Source organism: Enterococcus sp. 9D6_DIV0238 (assembly GCF_002174455.2).
Taxonomy (GTDB): Bacteria; Bacillota; Bacilli; order Lactobacillales; family Enterococcaceae; genus Enterococcus_L; species Enterococcus_L dunnyi.
This window is the reverse complement of record NZ_CP147246.1, coordinates 3,311,469-3,334,201: the sequence shown is the minus strand read 5'-3', so window position 1 is coordinate 3,334,201 and position 22,733 is coordinate 3,311,469. Positions and strand designations below refer to the sequence as shown.

At 35.6% G+C, this 22,733-nt stretch carries 18 protein-coding genes and 1 pseudogene; 8 read left to right on the top strand and 11 right to left on the bottom strand.

Features of this window, described 5'->3' with window-relative positions; genetic code table 11:
* Positions 1 to 170: 170 nt before the first annotated feature.
* Together A5889_RS15710 and A5889_RS15705 are read right to left on the bottom strand one after the other, a co-directional pair.
* On the bottom strand, positions 171 to 893 hold the full coding sequence (locus A5889_RS15710; RefSeq protein ID WP_087639715.1) for a response regulator transcription factor: 723 nt from the start codon (positions 891 to 893) through the stop codon (positions 171 to 173).
* 348 nt (positions 894 to 1,241) lie between these two features.
* Positions 1,242 to 2,357, bottom strand: a complete 1,116-nt coding sequence (locus A5889_RS15705) for a tyrosine-type recombinase/integrase (protein WP_207114572.1) — start codon at positions 2,355 to 2,357, stop codon at positions 1,242 to 1,244.
* A gap of 603 nt (positions 2,358 to 2,960) precedes the next feature.
* Between A5889_RS15705 and A5889_RS15700 the strand changes: the two genes are divergently transcribed.
* Entirely contained in the window at positions 2,961 to 3,710 is a 750-nt protein-coding gene (locus A5889_RS15700) for a TraX family protein (protein ID WP_242585308.1), read from the top strand.
* 205 nt (positions 3,711 to 3,915) lie between these two features.
* Here the strand turns inward: A5889_RS15700 and groL are convergent, their stop codons facing one another.
* Positions 3,916 to 5,544: a chaperonin GroEL gene (gene groL / locus A5889_RS15695; RefSeq protein ID WP_087639712.1), complete on the bottom strand. Its 1,629-nt coding sequence runs from the start codon at positions 5,542 to 5,544 to the stop codon at positions 3,916 to 3,918.
* Between the two features lie 47 nt (positions 5,545 to 5,591).
* Positions 5,592 to 5,876 carry a co-chaperone GroES gene (gene groES, locus A5889_RS15690; RefSeq protein WP_087639711.1) on the bottom strand — a complete coding sequence of 95 codons (285 nt, stop codon included), beginning with the start codon at positions 5,874 to 5,876 and terminating at the stop codon, positions 5,592 to 5,594.
* Positions 5,877 to 6,115: 239 nt separating this feature from the next.
* On the opposite strand from groES, the gene A5889_RS15685 reads away from it, so the two are divergent.
* Together A5889_RS15685 and A5889_RS15680 are read left to right on the top strand one after the other, a co-directional pair.
* Positions 6,116 to 6,295: a hypothetical protein gene (locus A5889_RS15685; protein WP_087639710.1), complete on the top strand. Its 180-nt coding sequence runs from the start codon at positions 6,116 to 6,118 to the stop codon at positions 6,293 to 6,295.
* An 88-nt stretch (positions 6,296 to 6,383) separates the two neighbouring features.
* A complete protein-coding gene (locus A5889_RS15680) occupies positions 6,384 to 7,064 on the top strand; it encodes a CPBP family intramembrane glutamic endopeptidase (RefSeq protein WP_087639709.1) in 681 nt (226 codons plus the stop codon).
* A gap of 56 nt (positions 7,065 to 7,120) precedes the next feature.
* On the opposite strand, the gene A5889_RS15675 is transcribed toward A5889_RS15680, so the two are convergent.
* Positions 7,121 to 7,777: a redox-sensing transcriptional repressor Rex gene (locus tag A5889_RS15675; RefSeq protein ID WP_087639708.1), complete on the bottom strand. Its 657-nt coding sequence runs from the start codon at positions 7,775 to 7,777 to the stop codon at positions 7,121 to 7,123.
* 217 nt (positions 7,778 to 7,994) lie between these two features.
* Between A5889_RS15675 and A5889_RS15670 the strand changes: the two genes are divergently transcribed.
* From A5889_RS15670 to A5889_RS15655, 4 genes are all read left to right on the top strand, one after another.
* Positions 7,995 to 9,938 carry an ABC-F family ATP-binding cassette domain-containing protein gene (locus tag A5889_RS15670; RefSeq protein ID WP_087639707.1) on the top strand — a complete coding sequence of 648 codons (1,944 nt, stop codon included), beginning with the start codon at positions 7,995 to 7,997 and terminating at the stop codon, positions 9,936 to 9,938.
* 13 nt (positions 9,939 to 9,951) lie between these two features.
* Entirely contained in the window at positions 9,952 to 10,587 is a 636-nt protein-coding gene (locus A5889_RS15665; RefSeq protein ID WP_087639706.1) for a TrkA C-terminal domain-containing protein, read from the top strand.
* Positions 10,588 to 11,025: 438 nt separating this feature from the next.
* Positions 11,026 to 12,216 carry a quaternary amine ABC transporter ATP-binding protein gene (locus A5889_RS15660; RefSeq protein ID WP_087639705.1) on the top strand — a complete coding sequence of 397 codons (1,191 nt, stop codon included), beginning with the start codon at positions 11,026 to 11,028 and terminating at the stop codon, positions 12,214 to 12,216.
* On the top strand, positions 12,209 to 13,924 hold the full coding sequence (locus A5889_RS15655; protein ID WP_087639704.1) for an ABC transporter permease/substrate binding protein: 1,716 nt from the start codon (positions 12,209 to 12,211) through the stop codon (positions 13,922 to 13,924). Before A5889_RS15660 ends, A5889_RS15655 begins: the two co-directional genes overlap by 8 nt.
* 107 nt (positions 13,925 to 14,031) lie before the next feature.
* On the opposite strand, the gene A5889_RS15650 is transcribed toward A5889_RS15655, so the two are convergent.
* The 3 genes from A5889_RS15650 to A5889_RS15640 form a co-directional block, all read right to left on the bottom strand.
* Positions 14,032 to 14,865 carry a metallophosphoesterase family protein gene (locus tag A5889_RS15650; protein ID WP_087639703.1) on the bottom strand — a complete coding sequence of 278 codons (834 nt, stop codon included), beginning with the start codon at positions 14,863 to 14,865 and terminating at the stop codon, positions 14,032 to 14,034.
* 419 nt (positions 14,866 to 15,284) lie between these two features.
* Positions 15,285 to 16,610 carry a glucosaminidase domain-containing protein gene (locus tag A5889_RS15645; protein ID WP_087639702.1) on the bottom strand — a complete coding sequence of 442 codons (1,326 nt, stop codon included), beginning with the start codon at positions 16,608 to 16,610 and terminating at the stop codon, positions 15,285 to 15,287.
* Positions 16,611 to 16,989: 379 nt separating this feature from the next.
* Positions 16,990 to 18,744, bottom strand: coding sequence for a 1-deoxy-D-xylulose-5-phosphate synthase (locus A5889_RS15640; protein WP_087639701.1), 1,755 nt, complete (start codon positions 18,742 to 18,744; stop codon positions 16,990 to 16,992).
* A gap of 181 nt (positions 18,745 to 18,925) precedes the next feature.
* On the opposite strand from A5889_RS15640, the gene A5889_RS15635 reads away from it, so the two are divergent.
* Positions 18,926 to 19,156, top strand: a complete 231-nt coding sequence (locus A5889_RS15635) for a hypothetical protein (protein WP_087639700.1) — start codon at positions 18,926 to 18,928, stop codon at positions 19,154 to 19,156.
* A gap of 387 nt (positions 19,157 to 19,543) precedes the next feature.
* Here the strand turns inward: A5889_RS15635 and A5889_RS15630 are convergent.
* The 3 genes and pseudogenes from A5889_RS15630 to vanR all read right to left on the bottom strand — a co-directional run bounded on the left by A5889_RS15630 (position 19,544) and on the right by vanR (position 22,727).
* Positions 19,544 to 20,024 (bottom strand): annotated as a pseudogene (locus A5889_RS15630) (methylated DNA-protein cysteine methyltransferase).
* A 944-nt stretch (positions 20,025 to 20,968) separates the two neighbouring features.
* On the bottom strand, positions 20,969 to 22,048 hold the full coding sequence (gene vanS / locus A5889_RS15625; protein ID WP_207114573.1) for a vancomycin resistance histidine kinase VanS: 1,080 nt from the start codon (positions 22,046 to 22,048) through the stop codon (positions 20,969 to 20,971).
* Positions 22,038 to 22,727, bottom strand: coding sequence for a VanR-ABDEGLN family response regulator transcription factor (gene vanR / locus A5889_RS15620; protein WP_207114574.1), 690 nt, complete (start codon positions 22,725 to 22,727; stop codon positions 22,038 to 22,040). The genes vanS and vanR overlap by 11 nt, the downstream gene beginning before the upstream one ends.
* Positions 22,728 to 22,733: the final 6 nt, after the last annotated feature.

Genomic DNA, 22,733 nt, shown 5'->3' with positions numbered 1-22,733 from the left:
CCGCTTGCTTCTAACCAGTTTCGCAAATTATCCTATTGACTGAAATCATAATATGCATGTCTCTACCTCCTATTTCTAACTAAAATCAAATGATTGGTTTTATCACACTAGGATGTATCATTGCCGATTCCCAGTCCCATTACTAATTAGATAAACTGCTATTCAATTCTTTAGACGTATAACATATATCCTTTAGAACGAATTGTTTTGATATACTGCGGTTTTTCAATATCGTGCTCGATTTTTTTTCTTAAATGAAAAACTAAATTCGAAACCCGATATTTTCTATTTCCATAGGTATCATTCCAAACGTTTTTGTAGATTTCCTCATATGTCATTGTTTTACGTGCATGTTTATGTAAATATTCAATCGTAAGAAATTCTAATTTCGTTAGATTTACTTCTTTGCCATCTTCTAAACAAACACTCAGATTTTGTGGATTTAATTGAAAATCCTTTACATCTCGAACCAAAGAATTTTTTGACATGCTCAATTGTGCCTGAGGTTCTTTAAAACGTTTTATTAAGTTCTTTACAGTTAATATCGATTCATCTAAATCATTGTTGTAATCAATGATCCCATCAGCTCCTAATTGAAGATAGACGATACGATTAGTTTTATTAGACTCATCCACAGATGTAAGAATCCACAATGGTAAATCTGATTGTCTTCGTATGTCCATAATCAATCCGCAAATCCAATTGATACTGGAAAAATCAATATCCTCGATAATTAATGTATCTACTTGCTTAATTGACTCAGCTTTCCCCAGAAGTAACTGATCAATCGTTTCTTTTTGTATTAATTGAATATCGCATTGAAACATATTAAGGATTTTTTTATACTTTTCACTTAACTTACCATTTAATGAAATGTATCCGATTGTGTACATTTCTCGAAGCCTCCTCACCATCATTTGTTGTTTTACTTTTTTTCCTTTAAACAATATTTCTTTTAAATTTGAAGCCTTAAAGTTTAGAAAAAATTGATTTGCGATTATAATAACGATAAGTAAATTCATCAGTGGTCGAATGAATTTATATCGACGGCAAATTTTGATTTTATAATAGATATTTGGCTTAAATTAATTTCTTGAATGTATCAGGTATAAGAAAAAGGACGGTCAGCTCTTGTTGCTACACACTTCAAAAAATCAGTTGACCACTTTATGACGGCTAAAAAATGTCTGGCAAACAAAAAAAGAAGCTAACAAAACAAGCGATGTTTTGTTAGCTTCTTTTTAAAGTAGTTCCTGTAATTGCTTATCCAATATAGAAACAGCTGCTCTTCTGTTTTCCCAAAGTGAATCTGTGTAGGTATCTAAGGTCAATTTTATCGAAGCATGACCTAAAAGCTTACTTAAAGTGGCAATATCGATACCGCGTTCTACACACCTTGTTGCAAATGTGTGCCTTAAAACATGGAAATGAATCGTTTTGATTCCAGCTTCTTCAATGGTTTTTCGAAAACGATAACTAATCACTCGAGGTTCAGCGTAGCTATCTTTGCAAGAAATAACATATTCGGAGGTTCGTTCCTTTTTCTTATTTAATAGGTAGCTTTTCAAATTATCTGCCAAAGGAATCAGACGCTTAGAACTTTTTGTTTTGGGTTCTGCCAAGATAACCTCAGTCTTTTTCTTGTTTGTCACACTTGGGATCCTATACAGTGTTCTTCTAATGTGTATGATGTTCTTCTCAAAATCAATATCGTCCCATTTAAGTCCGCTTATTTCACCAATTCTCAATCCTGTATATAGCGCTAATATGACAGCGGAACATCCTTTCTCTCTTAAAGCGATAGCTTCTATTTTCTCTTGATCGGCCAAACTTAGTGCAGATATTTCATTCGTCGATGTAGAAGATAATGAAAGATTTTTACAAGGATTTACTAAAATGCAATTCTCAATATACGCTCTCCCCAATGCACTTTTTAAAACAGTTACTATTGAATGGATCGTTGAAGATGATAATTCCAATTGAATCAGATAATTAACGAATTCCTCTATTTCACGACTTTTTAGTTGTGCTAATGCGCGATTTCCCAAAGCAGGAATAATATATTTATCGATCCTTAGCCGATAACTTATATAGGTAGACTGCTTTATTCTCTTCTTCATCACAACATTCAGCCAATGATTTAGCCAATCTTCAACACTTCCTTTATATAAACTGAGATTATTATGCGTGAAAGAATATTGAACTTTCAACTCAGCGAGCCTTTTTTTAACACAAGAATATTTCTTTCCGTAGATATAGCCATATATGATCTTGCCATGTTCGTTCCTTGCTTTGATATATCTACCTTCCCATCTACCATCCTTCCTTTTATATATATTTTCACCTTTTCTACTCACTTGCGACACCCTCTCCGAAAAAAAATTGACGGCTTATTTGACGGCTTAAAAATATATACCTATTTCTTTTTTGATAAGATCATAAGTATGAGTAAATTAATTTCAATAAAAATAAAACAATAACCATCTAAACCTTTGTTTTTTTAATTTTTAACACCGATTTGTTTAAATCTTTTCTCATTTTTTTCTCAATTCTTATAAAAATATGATAGAAAAATGATCTTTTTCATATAGACTGCTCATCTTTTTTGAGATAGAATGAATTAGTAGTTGAAGTTGACTTGTGATTTATTGATTAACCTGTTTTATATTTTCTTATACCTGATACATACAAGAAAAAAATTATCTAATACATATATATCATTATTATATCAATATAACTAGAAATTTCATCCTTTTTATAAAAAATATTATTTCTTTTTTTGTATAAAAAAACATAGAATTTGAAATATTCTCTCCGATTCCTACACTTATTCTTCTCTCTAACTAAAACAGTCTATCTTCCCTTCAAAAAAGTAATCGAACATGAAAAACTATGCTCTCTTCTATATAATTTGTGGTAAAATAGTGTATCTTTACTTACTATGACAGGGAGGCAGATTGTTGGCATCTAAATTTTTTACAGGCAGTCAATTAAAGTGGCTGGCGATCATTTCAATGTTGCTGGATCATACAGCAAAAATCATTTCATTTCAGCAGTACGCAGTATTGTCTGTCCCTTATGCAACAGACAGTTCTGTTATAGCAGAAGTCACCAAAACAGTATTTCCTATTTTTATTACGATCGGCAGATTAGCTTTTCCTTTGTTTTGCTTTTTGCTGGTTCAAGGATTTATCCATACATCAAACCTTTCACGTTACAGTTTACGCTTATTTCTGTTCGCCCTTCTTTCTGAAATTCCATATGATCTTGCTTTTTCTAAACAATGGTTTGATTGGCAAAGTCAGAATGTCTTTTTTACCTTATTGATAGGTCTACTCGTTATTACTGGTCTAAAGAGGTATCAAGGTCGCTCGATCAAAAATTATCTTATCTCAAGTATGTTTATCCTATGTGGAATTTTTTCAGCCGAATGGCTGCATACGGATTATGGGGGTTGGATCGGTGTTTTATTGATCGTGGTATTGTATATTTTTAGGAATCATAACTTACTGAAATGTGTATTTGGCGGGGCTGTGATTTTACAAAACAGTTTATTTGGCCTGTTGGCTTTTCCTTTGATTTATTTTTATAATGATCAGCGCGGAAAACAAATGAAGTATTTTTTTTATTGGTTCTATCCTGTTCATTTATTGCTTTTGACAGCAATTCAGCAGTTCATCATTGTTCCATATTTGCTAAATATGTTCTAGATAAAATAAGTAGACCAGATGGCTATTTTAAAGTAGCTACCTTAATTTCTACTATTTATATAAATTCAAAGAGCCCGAAACAAAACTAAACATCAGTTTTGTTTCGGGCTCTAATTTCGAATAAACATCGAGACAAAAGCAGCTAACACGCTTCGATCACATTAGCCAAACGCTTTTGTCCTAACATTTCTTCTTTGATTTTTTATTACATCATGCCGCCCATACCCATTGAAGGATCCATTGGTGGCATTGCTGGTGCGGCTGGTTCTGGTTTATCAGCAACAACAGCTTCTGTTGTCAATAATAATGCAGCAACAGAGGCAGCGTTTTGTAATGCTGAACGAGTTACTTTTGTAGGATCAACAATCCCTGCTTCTACCATATTGACCCATTCGCCATTTGCAGCATTGAAACCAATACCTAGTTCAATATTTTTCAATTTATCGACAACAACTGAGCCTTCATAGCCAGCATTTTCAGCGATTTGACGAATTGGTTCTTCCAAGGCACGGACAACGATTTTCACGCCAGTGGCTACGTCTCCTTCAGCTTCTACTTCTGTTACTTTATTGATCACATTAACTAAAGCCGTACCACCACCAGAAACCATTCCTTCTTCAACAGCTGCTCGAGTAGCATTTAACGCATCTTCGATACGCAATTTCAATTCTTTTAGTTCTGTTTCAGTTGCAGCACCAACTTTGACAACGGCAACCCCGCCAGCTAATTTCGCTAAACGTTCCTGTAGTTTTTCGCGGTCAAAATCAGAAGTTGTTTCTGCAATTTGATTTTTGATCAATTGAACACGTGCATCGATTCCTGCTTTTTCGCCTGCACCTTCAACGATCGTTGTATTGTCTTTATCCACTACGACCTTGCTTGCATTTCCAAGATTTTCGATCGTTGTATCTTTCAATTCAAGTCCTAAATCATCGGTGATCACAGTTCCGCCAGTTAAGACAGCAATATCTTCAAGCATCGCTTTACGACGATCACCAAATCCTGGAGCTTTCACTGCAACAACATTGAATGTTCCGCGGATTTTGTTTAATACTAAGGTTGGTAATGCTTCTCCATCAACATCATCAGCAATGATCAATAATGGACGGCTTTGTTGTAGAATTTGTTCTAGTAACGGTAAGATATCTTGGATGTTTGAGATTTTTTTATCTGTGATCAAGATATATGGATTTTCTAAAACAGCTTCCATTTTATCATTGTCAGTGACCATATATTGAGATAGATAACCGCGATCAAACTGCATTCCTTCAACGACATCTAATTCTGTTTCGATCCCTTTTGATTCTTCGATCGTAATAACGCCGTCATTCCCAACTTTTTCCATTGCGTCTGCAATCAGTTGACCTACACGGTCTGAGCCTGAAGAAACTGCTGCAACTTGAGCGATCGCTTCTTTAGAATCAACGACTGTTGAGATATTGTGTAATTCTTCAACGGCTGTTTTTGTTGCTAGTTCGATACCACGGCGAATCCCTAATGGATTAGCTCCCGCCGTAACATTTTTCAATCCTTCACGTACGATCGCTTGCGTTAAAACAGTAGCAGTTGTTGTACCATCTCCAGCGATATCATTTGTTTTTGATGCTACCTCTGAAACAAGCTTAGCACCCATATTTTCAAAATGATCTTCTAATTCGATTTCTTTCGCAATTGTCACACCATCATTTGTGATCAAAGGAGAACCAAATGATTTTTCTAAGACAACGTTACGACCTTTAGGGCCTAATGTTACTTTTACTGTATCTGCTAAAATATCTACACCTCTAAGCATTGCTGCTCGTGCATCTTCTGCGAATTTAATTTCTTTTGCCATGATTTCTTCACCTCAAAATTATTTTTCTATTTACTTGATTGTATCGATTACTCAACGATCGCAATAATATCTTTTCCAGAAACGATCAGGTAATCATTGCCTTCATATTTTACTTCTGTACCGGCGTATTTTTCAAACATTACTACATCGCCTTCTTTAACATCAGCAGGAACTTTTGTCCCGTTATCTAAAACACGGCCTTCTCCTACTGCGATGACTTTTCCAGTTTGTGGTTTTTCTTTAGCAGCAGACGCTAAAACAATGCCTCCTACTGTCTTTTCTTCTTCTTGTGCGACTTCAATAATGACGCGATCGCTTAATGGTTTTAACACAATAAATCCCTCCATACTAAAATTGATCATCTTTTTTAGCACTCTTATAAGTCGAGTGCTAACTTACACTTTTTATAATACTCATTTTGCTATTACTTTGCAAGTCTTTTGGTCAATTTTATAAAATATTTCTTCCCTCTTTTTTTAACATCTATTAAAAGGTCCTTAGTCAAATAAAGCATTTTTTTTGTTTACAACGATTTCATGGTAAAATAAAAAAAGAAAGTGAGGCGATTTAGATGAAACAACGAATTATCGGAGCTCTACTGGCGACTGGCCTTTATTTGATCATTGCAAATGTGGGTAATTTCTTTTTTGGCATCAGCCGACGTTTTGATTGGACAACAACATTATGGGAAGCAGCTTTCTTCTTTGTATTCATATTTCTCTTATTAGGGTATCGCAATAATCGAAAATGATCTACTTTCATTCAGTCAGTCCATATATTCTCATAAAGGATATGATATACTTTTTACATTGTTATATGGAAAGGAGTTCAATTTATTTATGCTCAGAAACTTATCGATCAAAAAATTAAGCATCATTACGATTTTACTTTATTTACTAGTCTTTTTTTCACCCTATGTCTTTATACCATTTTCTTCAGATTTAGTGATCATCGGGACAACTGTCAGCTATATTCTTGGGGCAGCCGTGATGATTTGGCTATATTTCAAGAATAGGAAAACAGCTGTTACAATTACTGAAAATGAAGCAAAATTGACTTCTCCTGTTTTTACTTTGCTTTTAGGCATCAGCGGGATTTTTCTGGCTATGATCATCCAAACAATCGTCTTCAGTATCGAAATGGCCATCACAGGGGAACAACCAAGTTCACAAAATACTCAAAATATTATTGCTATTATTTTAGCTAACCCGCTATTTATATTGGCAACCACTATCGGCGGCCCTATCATGGAAGAATTTGTTTTCCGTCGTTCGATGATTGGTTTAACAGAAAGTTATACAGGTTTTTGGATCGCTGCTGGGATCAGTTCAGCTTTGTTCTCCGTCGTGCATCAAGATGGCCATTTCTTTGTTTACTTTTTCATGGGCTTCTTTTTTGCTATTTTATATAAAATGACTGGAAAAATTTGGACATCGATCCTTGCACATTGCGGAATGAATACGCTCGTTGTCATCGCTCAATTGATTCTACATTATGCAAATATTGAATTACCTAAATAAAAAATACCTAAGGTTCCGTATCACATCGTGAGTACAGCCTTAGGTATTTTACTTTTTTATTCTTCTATCTCAGTGTCGATCAATTCATTGTCATGATGCAAGAAGTAGATCAACGTTTGTAATTCATTCGTCAAATCAACATTTTGAATCAATACATCAGAAGGTGCAACCAAACGTGCTGCGGTAAAGTTCAAGATCCCTTTGACCCCTGCATCTGCTAATTGGCTGACAACTTCTTGTGCTCTTCTCGCAGGTAATGTCAAAATAGCTACTTCGATTTGCTGAACACGAATCTGCTCCATCATATCGCTCATTGGATATACGGGAATCCCGTCGACGATCCGACCAACGATATCTTCATTTACATCAAACGCGCAACTCACACGAATACTGTTACTTTGGTGGAATTTATATTTAAGTAATGCACTCCCTAAATTCCCCACACCGATCAAAGCCACATTAGTAAGCTCATCATCATTCAATGTTTTAGCGAAGAAATTCATTAAGTTCTCCACATCATAACCGTAACCACGCTTACCTAATTCACCAAAATAAGAAAAATCGCGGCGAATCGTTGCGCTATCTACTTGAACTGCTTCACTTAACTCTGTTGAAGAAACTTTGTTTTTCCCTGCGTCATGCAGGATTCTCAAATAACGATAATATAGGGGAAGGCGTCGTGCCGTTGCTTTTGGAATAATTTGGTCTTTCACAATTGTACCTCCAATATTCTAAATATAGACAAATATCCATCTCTCATGATATCAGTTATTCTCATCAAAAAGCAATCTTACAGCTCAAGAAAAAGGAATTTTTTCAATCTTTTCTAATTCCCTAAAGTGATTTTTGCAGGACAACCGGCAGTATAGGTGCTATTTTGCCTTAAACTATGCTACACTAAAGACATTCAAATAGAAATGAGGATGCCCCATGATTTTACTCCAAGCAAATCAAATCGCCCGTTATTTTGGAGCGGAAACTTTGTTTGAAAACATACAAATGGAAATCAGCACGAATAGTCGAATTGCTTTAGTCGGCCGCAATGGTGCTGGTAAATCAACATTATTAAAAATAATAGCTGGAATCGATGCTCCTGATGCAGGAACAATCGCTAAAAATAAAACAGCCAGTCTTGGCTACCTCGCTCAAGATACTGGTTTAACCTCTAATAAAACTGTTTGGGACGAAATGCTTGAAGCCTTTGCAGAAATCATCACAATGGAAAAACGTATGAGAGAATTAGAAGTGATCATCAGTGAACTTTTACCTGATGCAGCGAATTACGAATCAATAATGAAGGAATATGATCGCCTTCAGCATGACTTTGCTGAGCAAAACGGCTACGGGTATGAAAATGAGATCCGCTCAGTTTTACACGGATTCGGCTTCCAAGAAGATTTTTATGAAAAAGCCATCAGTACATTGTCTGGAGGTCAAAAAACTCGTTTGGCTTTAGCTAGAATGCTGCTGCAAAAACCAGATATTTTAATTTTGGATGAACCAACAAACCATTTAGATATCGATACTCTTTCTTGGCTAGAAAATTATCTGCCAAGTTATTCAGGTGCTCTCTTGATCGTTTCCCATGACCGCTATTTTCTTGATAAGGTCGTCAATGAAGTCTATGAAATCAGCCGTCACAAAATGCGTTATTACAAAGGTAATTATTCCAAATATTTAGATTTAAAAGCTGAGCAGCTGACCAGCGAATGGAAAGCCTATGAGAAACAACAGGCTGAGATCAGTAAACTGGAGGATTTTGTCGCACGAAATTTAGTGAGAGCTTCCACAACCAAACGCGCACAGAGCCGAAGAAAAACCTTAGAAAAAATGGAACGATTGGATCGACCTCAAGGTGATGAAAAATCAGCTAATTTTCTTTTTGATATAGAAAAAGTATCTGGAAATGTCGTACTTCAGGTTGAAGAAGCAGCAATCGGGTATGATACTCGCATTTTATCTGAACCAGTTTCTCTAGATATCCGAAGACAAGAAGCTATCGCTTTAGTGGGTCCAAACGGAATCGGAAAATCGACGCTACTTAAATCGATCATTGGAAAAATCCCTTTTATCAAAGGTCATGCAACGCTTGGCACCAATGTCCAAATTGGATACTATGATCAAGAGCAAGCGGAGTTACATGGTACAAAAACAGTTTTAGCCGAATTATGGGATGAGCATCCTACAACTCCGGAAAAGGAGATCCGAAGTGTGTTAGGCAGCTTTTTATTTAGTGGGAACGATGTTGAAAAAACGATTCCGCTTCTAAGTGGCGGCGAAAAAGCTCGTGTTGCTTTAGCCAAATTATCGATGGATAAAGAAAATTTTCTGATCCTTGACGAACCAACCAACCACCTGGATATCGATAATAAAGAGGTACTTGAAAATGCCTTGATCGATTACGAAGGCACATTATTATTTGTTTCTCATGACCGTTATTTTATCAACCGAATTGCTACAAAAGTGATCGAACTTTCTGAATCTGGTAGTAAATTATATTTGGGCGATTACGATTACTATATCGAAAAGAAAAAAGAAGAAGAAGAATTAGCTGAATTATTAGCAGATGAAACAGCTAAATCTTCGGAGACACCAAAACCTAAAAATGACTTTCATAAAAACAAAGAGCAGCAAAAAATGCTACGGAACCTAAAGAGAAAAATCACTCAAATCGAAGAAACGCTAACGTCATTGGATACATCTATCGACGAGCTAGAGCAAAGCATGAATGATCCAGCGCTAGTTGACGACCATGTAAAACTAATGGCTTTAAATGACGAACTGGAGTCTCAACGTACTCAGCAGGAAACATTGCTTACAGATTGGGAAAATCTCAGCCTTGAGCTGGAAGAATTTGAAGATATGAACGAATGAAAGGCAGATGAATATGGCATCTAAACGCATGAATGTTACAAAACCTAAATATCAGCAAATCGCTGTCGATGTCGCCTCTCAAATCGCTGAACAACGATTCTCAGTGGGCGATAAGCTTCACGCACGTTCCACACTGGCAAATAAATACAGTGTTTCACCTGAAACCGCTCGAAAGGCTATCAGTGTTTTAGTCGATTTAGAAATCGTCAAAGCAAAGCATGGCAGTGGATTTTATGTCCACTCGATCGAAAAAGCCAAAGTTTTCGTTGATCAATACCAAGATGTTCAATCGATTCATGATCTAAAAGAGGACTTGATCAATAGTGTACAGAAGCAAAAAGAAGAATTAAGCTACTTCTCTGAAATATTAGATAAGTTAGTTGATCAAACAAAACGTTTTGATTCTTTCAATCCTTTGAATCCCGTAACATTTACCTTAACGGAAGAAGCTGCAAACCTTGATAGGACAATCAGTGAGTTAAACCTATGGCAAAGTACTTCTGCCACCGTTATTGCAATCAAACATGGGGAAGAATTACTTGTCTCTCCTGGTCCTTATGCAAAATTAGAAGCCGGTGATACGATTTATTTTGTTGGACATGAATCTACTTTGCAGCGCGTTCAAAACTACTTCTATCCTAGCGTGTAATCAAAATGGCTATACAGCAGGTCCTTTGGAAATTTCGTAAAAATTGGCCTTTGGCCGCCGTTCATTAAGTAAGAGAGTTCGAAACAAAACTGTTATTCAGCTTTGTTTCGAACTCTCTTATTATTTTCTCATGAGATATAACAGCAATTTGACAAAGTGACTACACGATGTTAACCTAAAATGGTCACTTTTTTCAGAAAAGAAATGATTTTCTTTTCATGAATAAAAAATTGAGTATGAATGATCGCTACAATGGTCAACGTATTTGTTATCTAGCTACACAGGCTAGTTCTTCGGAAAAAAGATAAAAATGATCAGTGGTAAAAAACACCTCATTTCATTTTTCCTATTTTTCTTTCAGAACTAAATGAGCCTGTCCCGCTTTTATTGTTATCCAGCTGTACAAGCCAGCTTTTAATTTTAAGGAGGAATTTTGTTTTGCCCAAGGTAAAAGTGTCACATTTAACAAAAATATTTGGTAAAAAATCCAAGCAAGCATTGGATATGATCCGAGAAAACAAGTCAAAAACGGAGATTTTGAAAAAAACGGGCGCTACTGTCGGTGTGTATGATGTTAATTTTGAAGTCGAAGAAGGAGAAATTTTCGTGATCATGGGACTTTCAGGAAGTGGGAAGTCTACGTTGATTCGTTTATTGAATCGCTTGATTGAACCAACATCAGGAAATATCTTTATTGACGATCAAGAAATCGCCAAACTAGATAAAGAAGGATTACGCGAAGTCCGTAGAAATAAAATGAGTATGGTGTTCCAAAATTTTGGTCTCTTCCCTCATCGAACAATTTTAGAAAATACAGAATACGGCTTAGAAGTCCGAGGCGTTCCTAAAGAAGAACGAACAGCTAAAGCTGAACAAGCGTTGGAAAATTCTAGTTTATTAGCATTTAAAGATCAATATCCCAATCAATTATCCGGTGGGATGCAACAACGGGTCGGTTTAGCTCGAGCATTGGCAAATGATCCTGAAATCCTATTGATGGATGAAGCATTTTCAGCCCTAGACCCTTTGATTCGCCGTGAAATGCAGGATGAATTAGTTGATTTACAAGAAAATGTGAAGAAAACGATTATTTTTATTACTCATGATTTAAATGAGGCGTTACGTATCGGTGATCGGATTGCCTTGATGAAAGATGGACAGATCATGCAAATCGGTACTGGAGAAGAAATCTTGACCAATCCCGCTAATGATTATGTTCGTACGTTCGTTGAAGATGTCGATCGTTCAAAAGTCTTGACCGCACAAAATATCATGGTGCCGGCACTTACGACCAATATCGAGATCGACGGCCCTACGGTTGCTCTGACTCGTATGCGCCAAGAAGAAGTTAGTATGCTGATGGCAGTCGACAAAAAGCGTCAGTTAAAAGGAGTGGTCCGGGCTGAACGTGCGTTAGAAGCAAGAAAAGCTGGACTTCCATTAACAGATTTTGTTGACACTGAGATCACAACGATCGATAAAGATATGCTAGTCAACGATATCCTACCGATCATCTATGACTCCCCTACTCCTGTTGCAGTAACAGATAATAATAAACTATTGGGTGTAGTTATTCGCGGAAGTGTTCTTGAAGCATTAGCAGAAACTGAGGTGAGCATCAATGAATAATTATCAATTACCAGTAGCTGACTGGGTAGAGACGATCACAGAATGGATGACAAATACATTTTCTGGACTATTCAGTTTCTTCCAATCTACAGGTCAAAGTCTGATGGATACGGTCACTTCTCTGCTTGTTGCAATCCCACCGCTGTTGTTCATTGTATTATTAACAGTAGTTGCCTTTCTTATTTCAAATAAGAAAATCGGTTTAAGTCTTTTCACTTTGGTTGGTCTATTATTTATCTATAACCAAAACCTTTGGAACGATTTGATGAGCACAGTGACGTTAGTTTTACTTTCTAGTGTAGTATCGATCATTATTGGGGTTCCATTAGGGATCTTAATGGCTAAAAGTAATAAAGCTCAAAGTGTGATCACTCCTATCCTCGATTTCATGCAAACGATGCCTGGATTTGTCTATTTGATACCAGCAGTTGCTTTCTTTGGTATTGGAATGGTCCCTGGTGTATTTGCTTCTGTCATTTTTGCTTTACCGCCAACTGTTCGTTTTACGAACCTTGGTATTCGCCAAGTACCGAAAGAATTAGTTGAAGCTTCCGATTCATTTGGTAGTACAGGCTGGCAGAAACTATTTAAGCTAGAATTACCATTAGCTAAAAGCACCATTATGGCTGGTGTCAACCAAACAACCATGCTGGCACTTTCAATGGTCGTTATCGCTTCGATGATCGGCGCGCCTGGCTTAGGTCGTGGTGTTCTATCTGCCTTGCAAAGAGCGCAAGTCGGAAATGGTTTTGTCAATGGTGTCGCTTTAGTTATCTTAGCAATCATTATCGATCGCTTTACTCAAAATCTAAACAGGAAAAAAACAGCACCAGCTAAATCGACTGTTTCTAAGAAGCAGAAAATCGGCGGTATCATCGCTATCGTTGTTTTGATCATTGGCGCTATTGCAGTTCCTTCTCTATTTACTTCAGCAAAGAATGAAGATAAAAAAATCTCATTGTCTTACGTAGAATGGGATACAGAAGTTGCCTCCACTCACGTGATAGGTGAAGTATTGAAGGATGCTGGATATAATGTTTCATTGACTCCATTAGATAATGCCATCATGTGGGAATCTGTATCAAAAGGTGAAACAGATGCTATGGTCGCAGCTTGGCTTCCCGGCACACATGGGGAACAATACAAACAATACCAATCTAAAGTCGATGATCTAGGTGAAAATCTAAAAGGTGCTAAATTGGGGCTTGTCGTTCCAGCCTATATGGATGTTGATTCGATTGAAGATTTAACAGATCAAGCTGGCAAAAAAATCACAGGGATCGAACCTGGGGCAGGAGTTGTTTCTGCAGCTGAAAAAACACAGAAAGCCTACAGCAATTTAGCAGACTGGTCTGTTGAAACCTCTTCTTCCGGCGCAATGACTGTTGCCTTAGGTCAAGCGATCAAAAATAAAGAAGAGATCGTCATCACCGGCTGGTCTCCTCACTGGATGTTTGCTAAATATGATTTAAAATATTTAGAAGATCCTAAAGGAACGATGGGAACTGAAGAAACGATCCATACAATGGCTAGAAAAGGATTAGAAAAAGACAATCCTGAAGCTTATAATATCTTGAAAAATTTCCACTGGACAAAGGAAGACATGGAATCTGTCATGTTAGCGATCAACAATGGAACTGATCCAGAACAAGCAGCACGAGATTGGATCGATGGTCATTCAGATGAAGTGGCAAAATGGAAAAAATAAACCAAAGAAAAAAGCAACTCATCGTATGAGTTGCTTTTTTCTTATGATCAGATAGTCTCAATGCTTTTGTCTACTCATCACTTTGTAAATTAAAATTTTTTATTATTTCAGCTTGATAAAAAATCTGCTAAACGCTCTTTATAATTATTCTTTTCAATCAAATCTCCTAATACTACCGCATCATGTGTATACGTTTTACCTGAATAGAGCATCTCTTCATAAAGATTATAGAATGGCAGATTTACCTCTTGCGCTCTTTTAAGTTCTTTCTCAACATCATAAGATATTCTTCTAAAATCCACATTCACAAGACAACCATCCTCTACTTCTAAAATAGCATAGTGCGCTCTTCTATCATGTTTAAAATGTTTCCAGCCATTAAAAGGTTGTCCAATCGATCCTGGATTTATGATGATTTGATCATTCGAACTATATCGTAATGTTTGATGGTGTATGTGCGCATAGACTGCAATATCATTTTCAATGGAAAATAATTTGTCAAACTCTGATTGGTTTGAACTAGGATGCAGCTGCCCGCCATAATTTATTTCTGGTAGGTTGTGCGTTAAACTAATATTTAAACCAGCTATTTTCTTTATTCGTTGAATTGGCATTTTCTTAAAGAAATCAATGTCTGCTTGATCGAACTGTGGAATAATGACGCTGGCCAGCATCCCTACATATACATCAGTTGGATCATCGAAATCGATTTTTTTATCGACCACATCTGAAAAGCAATCATCCCAATTCCCTCTGATCCAGGCACTTGGAGTAACCGCTCTTAAATTCTTTAGAATGTCTTTTCCACCAGGTCCTGGTAAAAATAAATCTCCTAAAATCCAGTAATCAGATACTTCTCTATGCTCACAATCCTTCAAAACAGATTCTAAAGCAGTTGAATTTCCATGAACATCTGCCAACAACGCAATCTTATCTTTCATAACGAACCTCCTTCAAATTTTATTCAAGATAACCAACAATTACATAAAAAGTATACCTCTATTATATCTATATAACTACAGGTTGAAAATATCAAATAATCCTAGCTACTGTTTATTCGCAAAATCAATTATACATGAATCATTCTATCCACTTGCTCGGAAAGCCCATTCTCCCCAAATAAAAAAAGACCGCTCGGCTGGGTGACCGAGCGGAAAGGAGTTCTTTTTTACTTGAGGAGTAAAAATGAAAAAGTGTTTTGTTTGGGTTTGTTATTGGGTATGTATTAATAATACCGAGAAGATTTGAAGAAAGTGTGCCCAATTTGTTTTGATTTTCTATAGAAACATTAAGAAAGAGTAAATATAAAAAAACAGTAACATCAACTCCGCATTTCACAGAGTGCTGTTACTGTTTTTAGTTATTTCGGTGTTACGTATGCAAGCGTATTAGCTGTGTTTTGGTCGATCACTCGGAAAGAGACTACTCCCAAACCAGCAGCGTTCATTTCTGAAATCAAGATTGAACCATCTTCATACACATGTTCAACAAACGCTACATGTCCATAAGTTCCGTCTGCTCCAGCTACGCCAGGTTGGAAGCTGACAGCTGTACCGGCTTTAGGCTTGTTTGTGACTTCGTAGCCATTGGCTTTACCAGTAGCGCCCCAATCCATTCCGTTGCCCATCATCGTTTCTACAGAGCCGCCTAATTGAACAACACGATTGTATACATATTGAGTGCAATTTCCTTCTGCATAGGCTTCAGAACCTGAGAAAGTTTCCCCAGTATAATCTTCAAAATCACTATCTGGATGTGTATCAGCGATAATCATTCCTGATGCTGTTTGAGAAGGCTGAGCTTTATCATACTCAGTCAAATTATACTCTTCAATGAACGCATTCAATTTTTGATCATAGCTAGTATCTGTCGCATAAACACCTGTCAAAGATTTTGTTGCTTCTTGATATGTTACAGCATTCTTTTTCCAAGTACCAGAATAAATCTCTGGATTAGAATCAATGCCTTCTTTCATCAATTTTGCATAATCTTCAAAGGATTCTTTGTAGCCAGGGTATTGTTTAAATGCGGCATCGATCGTATATAGATTTCCAGAACCGTCATCTTCTTGAGTAGAGAAAACGACGCTCTCACCTTTATACTCTCCTTTGATACCAAACAAATTATGGTAAGGCTGTTGACTTAATTGGCTGCCGCCTGCCCCTGTTTCTAAGATTGCTTGAGCAATCATCACAGAAGCATATAAATCATTTTTTTGTCCAACTGCTCGTGCTTTTTCACCGATTCGGCGAATAAAGTTTTCGGTTGGCTCATTTTTTACTACAGAAATCTCTTGGTTAGGCTGAACTGTCAACCCGTTGTCTGTTACTACGGGCACTTGATCAACTGTCACCTCTTCTTCAGGAGCTGCTGGCGCAACAGGAGCAGTCTCTACTGGCTGCTCAGGTTCTGGACTGACTGTTGGCGGCTGTGGAGCCACTGAAGAATCTGTCGTTCCAGTGTCACTAGATTCTGTCGTACTTGTTTCGCTTCCAGATGTTGAAGAATCTGTCGTTGATGTGGATGTTTCCTCTGTAGAAGAACTTTCAGTAGACTCAGTTGTTGAACCGTCCTCAATTGCACTCGGTCCCGACTGGCTCAATTCATCCGCATAACTTGCGACGGGAATCAAATTCACACTAAGCAGTGCAAAAATCATCTGGAATGATAGAATTTTTCTTTTCATTCACTTTAGTTCCTCTCGTAAACTGCTAAGATTCAGACCATCTGTTTTTAGTAGGATCTGTTCTTATTTTATTCATTACTGCCTTCTTATATCTTGATGCTTAAATCAGTACCATTTTTTGCAGTTTCAATAAGTCAGCCTTTCAGCTGGCTTCTTGCCACATACTTTGATATAGCCACCTACCTTTGTTCTAAAGATCGATTTAAAGCTTCCATAAGTTGAATTTATTTTACCATAAGTAAGTGTTAAAATCTCGTACTTGACTCAAAGTTTCATAAAATTTCTCAAAAAATTCATGATTGATACTAAATATATCCTTTTTTTATGTTTCTTAATAAAAAAACTCCCACATCCAGTATAAGGGATGAAGGAGTTTCTCTTACAAACTATTCAAGATATTTTTGACGATGTTATTTTTTGTCAACCCATTTTCACTAAGCAGCTCAGATGCAGAGTAACGGTCATGAAATGTTTTTTCTAAGCCATAAGTTTGAATTTTTACATTTTTATTGCCTAGATATCCAGCTACAGTTTGACCATATCCTCCATCAAGCACACCATCCTCAAGTGTAACGACGAGCTTATGATTCTTTACTAAATCATCAAGCAATACTGTATCAAGACCTGAGATAAATTTAGGATTGATGATCGTTGCATTGATGTTATGCTCTGTTTCAAGATCAAGGGCAATGTCCTCTGCTAAAGAATAAAAGTTGCCTAGTCCTAAAAGCGCAACTTGAGAGCCTTCTTTTGTGACATGATTTTTGAAATATTGAGCGTAATTTGTTTGATCTTTGATTCCTGTTTCTTTGACTGATCCGACCGGCACACGAATGGCTACAGGATGTTCATTTTGTTCAATCGACCAATCCAGCATCGCCAAATATTCTTCTTTTGTTGTTGGTGCCAGATAAACGATATTTGGAATATGACTTAAAAACGGAATATCAAAAATCCCTAAATGACTTTCATCATTCATTCCATGAACTGAAGCACCATAAACTAAAATCGTACCTGGTAAATCATTCAATGCTAAATCATGGGAAATCTGATCATAACTTCTCTGCATAAATGTAGAAAAAACAGCCCAAATCGGTTTTGCTCCATTTTTAGCAAGTCCTGCTGTCATCGTTGCTGCATGCTCTTCAGCAATGCCAACATCAACAAATTGTTTTCCTACTTTTTCACGTTGCTCTTTATTGAAAAGAAGCATTGGCGTTCCTGCATTGACTGCAATAACTTTTGGATCAGCCTGCATTTTTCTCATCAAAAAATCCGTTGTGATGGAATTATATGTCTCCTTTTGGCTACTAGAGTTAAGGTAATCGCCAGTCGTTAGACTAAAAGGGCCGCCGGCATGAAATTTTTCTCTGTTTTCTTCTGCAAATTTGAATCCTTTGCCTTTGGTCGTGTGGATATGAAGTAAAACAGGTATTTTTTTGTCTTTCACACTTTCAAATAAATCGATCAGTGCAGTTAATTCGTTACCTTCTTCAAGATAATGGTACTCGAATCCTAACGCTTCAAAGAAATTATTTTTTGCCTGCCCATTTGTCTCACGTAACTCTTTAAGATTTTTGTAAATACCACCAAAATTTTCTGCAATAGATTGGTCATTGTCGTTGACGATCACAATCGTATTTGTTCCTTGCTCGACGATATTATTCAATCCTTCATAGGCAAGTCCTCCAGAAAGTGACCCATCACCGATAACAGCTATTACGTTATTTTTTTCATTTTTTAAATCACGCGCTTTCGCAACACCATTTGCTAAAGATAACGAGGTCGATGTGTGTCCAATCGTAAAAAGATCATGTGTACTTTCTTTTGGATTCGTGTAGCCTGAGACATCATCATAGTGTTCTGGAGATAAAAATGCTTCTGCACGTCCTGTCAACATTTTATGAATATACGTTTGATGAGATACATCGAAAATGAGTTGATCGATCGGTGAATTAAAAACGTAATGCAAAGCGACTGTCATCTCAACCATACCTAGATTCGGTCCATTGTGGCCACCATGATGACTGATTTTACGTAGTAAGGTTTCCCGCGTTTCATTCACCAAGTTCTGTAGTTCTTCCATGGACAACCCTTTTAGATCATCTGGATGTTGAATTTTCTCTAATAACATAAAACTCCCCCTTTTTCTGAATTCATTTTACTACTTGAAGTTAACTTTAGGTCAAGAAAAATTTATAGTGTTTCATCGATAATTGATTTATCAGCCTGAGATTGTTTTTCTCATTGATTTTTTCATTATATGATTGTTGAACTATTCGATGTATAATGAGGATGAAAAGGAGGATAACTCGATGAAAAATAATATTACTTTTTTAGTTTCTTTGATTCTTCTTGCCTATCCTGTATTGACACTGCCCTCGCTCATTGCATCTAAACGATCTATGGGAAAATTTTTTACTGATCAGCGTTTTTTTATTTCTAAATCAGAAGGCTATGGTAGTAGCATCAATAGGAAGAATTTGATTGGTTTCTTTTCGCTTCTTCTGGCTGGGTTACTTTTTCTATTTTTAAGTTTTAACTAGAATCTTTAGCTAAACACTTTCAGAAAGTTTCCTATTAGTTTGCTGTTTGCATATATTTTGACCTAATTACTTAATGAAGGAGAACGATGTTGATTTTTAAATACATGCTCTTTTTTCTGTTACCTTTGCTTGGCATTTATTGTTCCTATGAAGCTAAATCGCGTGGGCAGAGAAAGTTTCAACTTTTTTGGCTTGCGTTTGCCTTACTGCCAGTTTTACTAATTTATATTTACTTTTTTTCGGTGCGCCTGTTTAGTGATCGAGAAATAAGTTATTATCTAACAAAAAAAATGATTCCCAAAAACTTTGGGAATCGTTTTCCAAGATTTATCTACATATCATAAAGGGGTACTCACCATTACATTAACTCCAATAAAAGCAACATCATTAATTTCCTAACTCTATCAATGATTTTTCATACTCTTTAACATAAAAACGAATATTCGTTCGTCCTCTTTGAATAATTTCATGCCCCTCAGCTTCTAATCGCTTTTTCTGTACTTCTATTCCGCCAGGGTACTTGATATTCAATTCTCCATTCGCTTTTAATGTTCTCCAAGAGGGGGGGGATCTTGTTCTCTTTGAACGCTCACCCAAGCAACAATGGACACAAATGTTCCATATGTGATTGGATCAGTAAAATCTGCTTGATTTTCTTTTGCAAAGTATTGTCGATTTTCTCCCACGGTAGTCAATTTACCGCTTGGGATTGTTTTCATTACTTTATCATAAGCAATAGGTGGCACAAAAAACATTCTTTTCCCACTATACTTATCGATACTTTTCTGATCATTGATCGCCTTTATTTGGGCATATCTTTGCTGTCTTGCAGCATTGCATTAAAGTCCTTCATCTCTTCATTAGCCATCCGTATTCGCTCCCTTTAAGTTCAATTTACCTTACTTATAAAAGGGATGCAATGAGACAGTTAAAAAAATGAAAAAAAGCGCAAATATCCACTTTTTTTATACCATATAAACAAACTATTGACACTTTATTTTCACTTATAATACATTTTCAATTGTAAATAACAATTTTGAAATGTTGATATATTAACATTTCAAAGTTTGTTGGTAGAATGTTAGTAAAATTTTTTTAAGAAAATAAAGTATCAATCGACTACCTACTTTAGCATATAAATATCTATACGTCCCTACCATAATTTGAATATTCGCATACTCCAACCGTTATCGAATCATCAATGGCTATTGTTCAATATGTTTTATTCGATTTTGCTGTAGATAAATATCAATCAATGTGGGTTTGGTAAATTAAGTTTTTTAGATAGCAATTTGATTTTCTCAAATGTTCACATTTTTCCAAGCCAAAACTTATAATTTCCCGATACAAACATCTATGTAAATATGTAAAAAGGTATCTTATATTATTTTTACGTGTTGATATGGAATAAAAATATTAAGGATAAGAGTAATTACTTGTTTAGTCCCTTTACTTCCTAAAGCTCTATTTTCTTTTTGGAAAATCGAAACGGATTCTACAGGAGGCCTTTCAATAATTTTTTCCTTTACTGCTCAATTCAAAATATTTTTTTATTGTTTGACTATGCGGTTGATATAGAATTTTGATATCTCCCAATTGCATCATTAAAAAAAAAATTTTCAAATATAAATAAGTATTTTCGTAGTTATCACAGCGTAGAATAGATAGAAATTTGTCTTAGACTAAACATCCCTAACAAAACTATTCACTTTTCAAGGATCAACTATTTCTTTACACTAATAATAACAAAATTTTTGTTCAAAATGACACAATACTTACATAATTTATTTAACAAAAATTTTCAAAATATTCTCATTCATATAAAACAATTGATACTTTAAAATAGTTATTTTCTAGTTCTACCTCAATAGTTCCCCCATGCTCACTAACAATTTGTTTTGCAATAGCTAACCCTAAACCAGCATTTCCTGTTTTTGTATTTCTCGATTTATCTCCTCGGTAAAATGGTTCAAATAACTGGTCTATGTCTTTTTCTGATACCTTATCAGTTATATTTCCTACAGATACTACTACTTTCTCATCTACTTTTTCTAATGTCAGTTTTATCGCCGTCTCATTGAGCGAGTAAGATATAGCATTTCTAATAAGATTATCCAACACTCGTTCAAATTTATTAATATTTAATTTGACAAAAACATTTGGTTCAATCTTAAAATCCCACTCAAGCTTCTTCTCGTCTAAAAGAGGCAAAAATTCAGAACTAATTTGGCTTAACATCAAGCTTAAATCTACTTCTTCTTTATGCACCTCTTCTCTACTTTTGCCTGTTTTTGCAATTTCAAAAAAATCATTGAGCAGATTTTCTAATCTGCTAGCTTTATCTGAAATGATGTCTATATAATTTTTCCTTTTTGTAGAATCTAATTCTAAGTAGGTTTGTTCATTTTTAAGTAGTGAGATATATCCAATGATGCTCGTCAAAGGAGTTCTTAAGTCATGTGCTAAATAAGTTAAAAGATCATCTCTTTTTTTTTCTGCTTCTTCGGCAATCTTCTTATTCTCTAAACTATCTGTACGAATATGATTAATTTCATTCTCAAACTCTGATAATTCATCTCTTAACACTATTTTATCATTTGGTGATTCAATTAAACTCTTAGTAGCCACTATCATTTCCTCTAAATAGCTAATCATTTTTCTAAAGAACATATAAGTCACTATAAACCAAATAAATAAAGGTGTTACAATCAACCAGACTCCTAATGACCTATTTAAAATATATAATATTGGATAAAAAAATTCAGTACCATGCCATACTCGAAGAGAAAGAAACATTTTAGCTACTAAAGGAAGGATCACTAGAATAGTTGTTATTATGATCATTGTATAGAAATATTTTTTTGTAATCTGCACTGTTAGATTATTTTTCAATTGTATAACCTACTCCCCATACCGTTTTTATAATATTTGGCTGTCTTGGTTTTTCATGCATCTTTTCTCTAATTCTGGCAATATGCGCCATGACAGTATTATTATTCTCTAGATAGTCCTCTTTCCAGACTTTTTCAAATAGCTCTTCTGACGATATCACGTGACCTTCGTTTTTACAAAGGTACCACAAGATATCAAATTCAATAGGCGTTAGCTTAATTTCTTCCTCATATAAGAATACTTTTCTACTATCGACAGATATATATAATCCATTTTTAGCATATTCATTTATTTCATCTATACCTTTAGAGTTGTATATTTGATATCTACGTAACTGGGTTTTCACTCTAGCCAATACTTCAAAAGGATTGAATGGCTTAACAATATAGTCATCTGCCCCCATAGACAGTCCAGTAATTTTATCCATATCCTGACCTCGAGCAGTTAGCATCAACACAGGAAAAAACTGTTTTTCTCTAATGCTTTGCAATACATCAAAACCGGAAATATCGGGAAGCATGACATCTAGTATGGCTAAATCGATCTTGTTATTTTCTATAATCTCTAAGCTTTCTTTTCCGGACATAGCCTCATAAACCTCATATCCTTCGTTAGAAAGTAGCGTACTTATAAGACTTACAATCTCTTTTTCATCATCTAAAATTAGTATTTTAGCCATTAAAAA

Excerpts from the sequence above, each read along its gene's own strand:
- A5889_RS15710 (WP_087639715.1), bottom strand. The coding sequence starts at position 893 with ATGTACACAATCGGATACATTTCATTAAATGGTAAGTTAAGTGAAAAG.
- groL (WP_087639712.1), bottom strand. The coding sequence starts at position 5,544 with ATGGCAAAAGAAATTAAATTCGCAGAAGATGCACGAGCAGCAATGCTT.
- A5889_RS15635 (WP_087639700.1), top strand. The coding sequence starts at position 18,926 with ATGAAAAATAATATTACTTTTTTAGTTTCTTTGATTCTTCTTGCCTAT.
- A5889_RS15670 (WP_087639707.1), top strand. The coding sequence starts at position 7,995 with ATGATTTTACTCCAAGCAAATCAAATCGCCCGTTATTTTGGAGCGGAA.
- vanR (WP_207114574.1), bottom strand. The coding sequence starts at position 22,727 with ATGGCTAAAATACTAATTTTAGATGATGAAAAAGAGATTGTAAGTCTT.
- A5889_RS15665 (WP_087639706.1), top strand. The coding sequence starts at position 9,952 with ATGGCATCTAAACGCATGAATGTTACAAAACCTAAATATCAGCAAATC.
- A5889_RS15655 (WP_087639704.1), top strand. The coding sequence starts at position 12,209 with ATGAATAATTATCAATTACCAGTAGCTGACTGGGTAGAGACGATCACA.
- A5889_RS15685 (WP_087639710.1), top strand. The coding sequence starts at position 6,116 with ATGAAACAACGAATTATCGGAGCTCTACTGGCGACTGGCCTTTATTTG.
- A5889_RS15640 (WP_087639701.1), bottom strand. The coding sequence starts at position 18,744 with ATGTTATTAGAGAAAATTCAACATCCAGATGATCTAAAAGGGTTGTCC.
- A5889_RS15650 (WP_087639703.1), bottom strand. The coding sequence starts at position 14,865 with ATGAAAGATAAGATTGCGTTGTTGGCAGATGTTCATGGAAATTCAACT.
- A5889_RS15680 (WP_087639709.1), top strand. The coding sequence starts at position 6,384 with ATGCTCAGAAACTTATCGATCAAAAAATTAAGCATCATTACGATTTTA.
- A5889_RS15645 (WP_087639702.1), bottom strand. The coding sequence starts at position 16,610 with ATGAAAAGAAAAATTCTATCATTCCAGATGATTTTTGCACTGCTTAGT.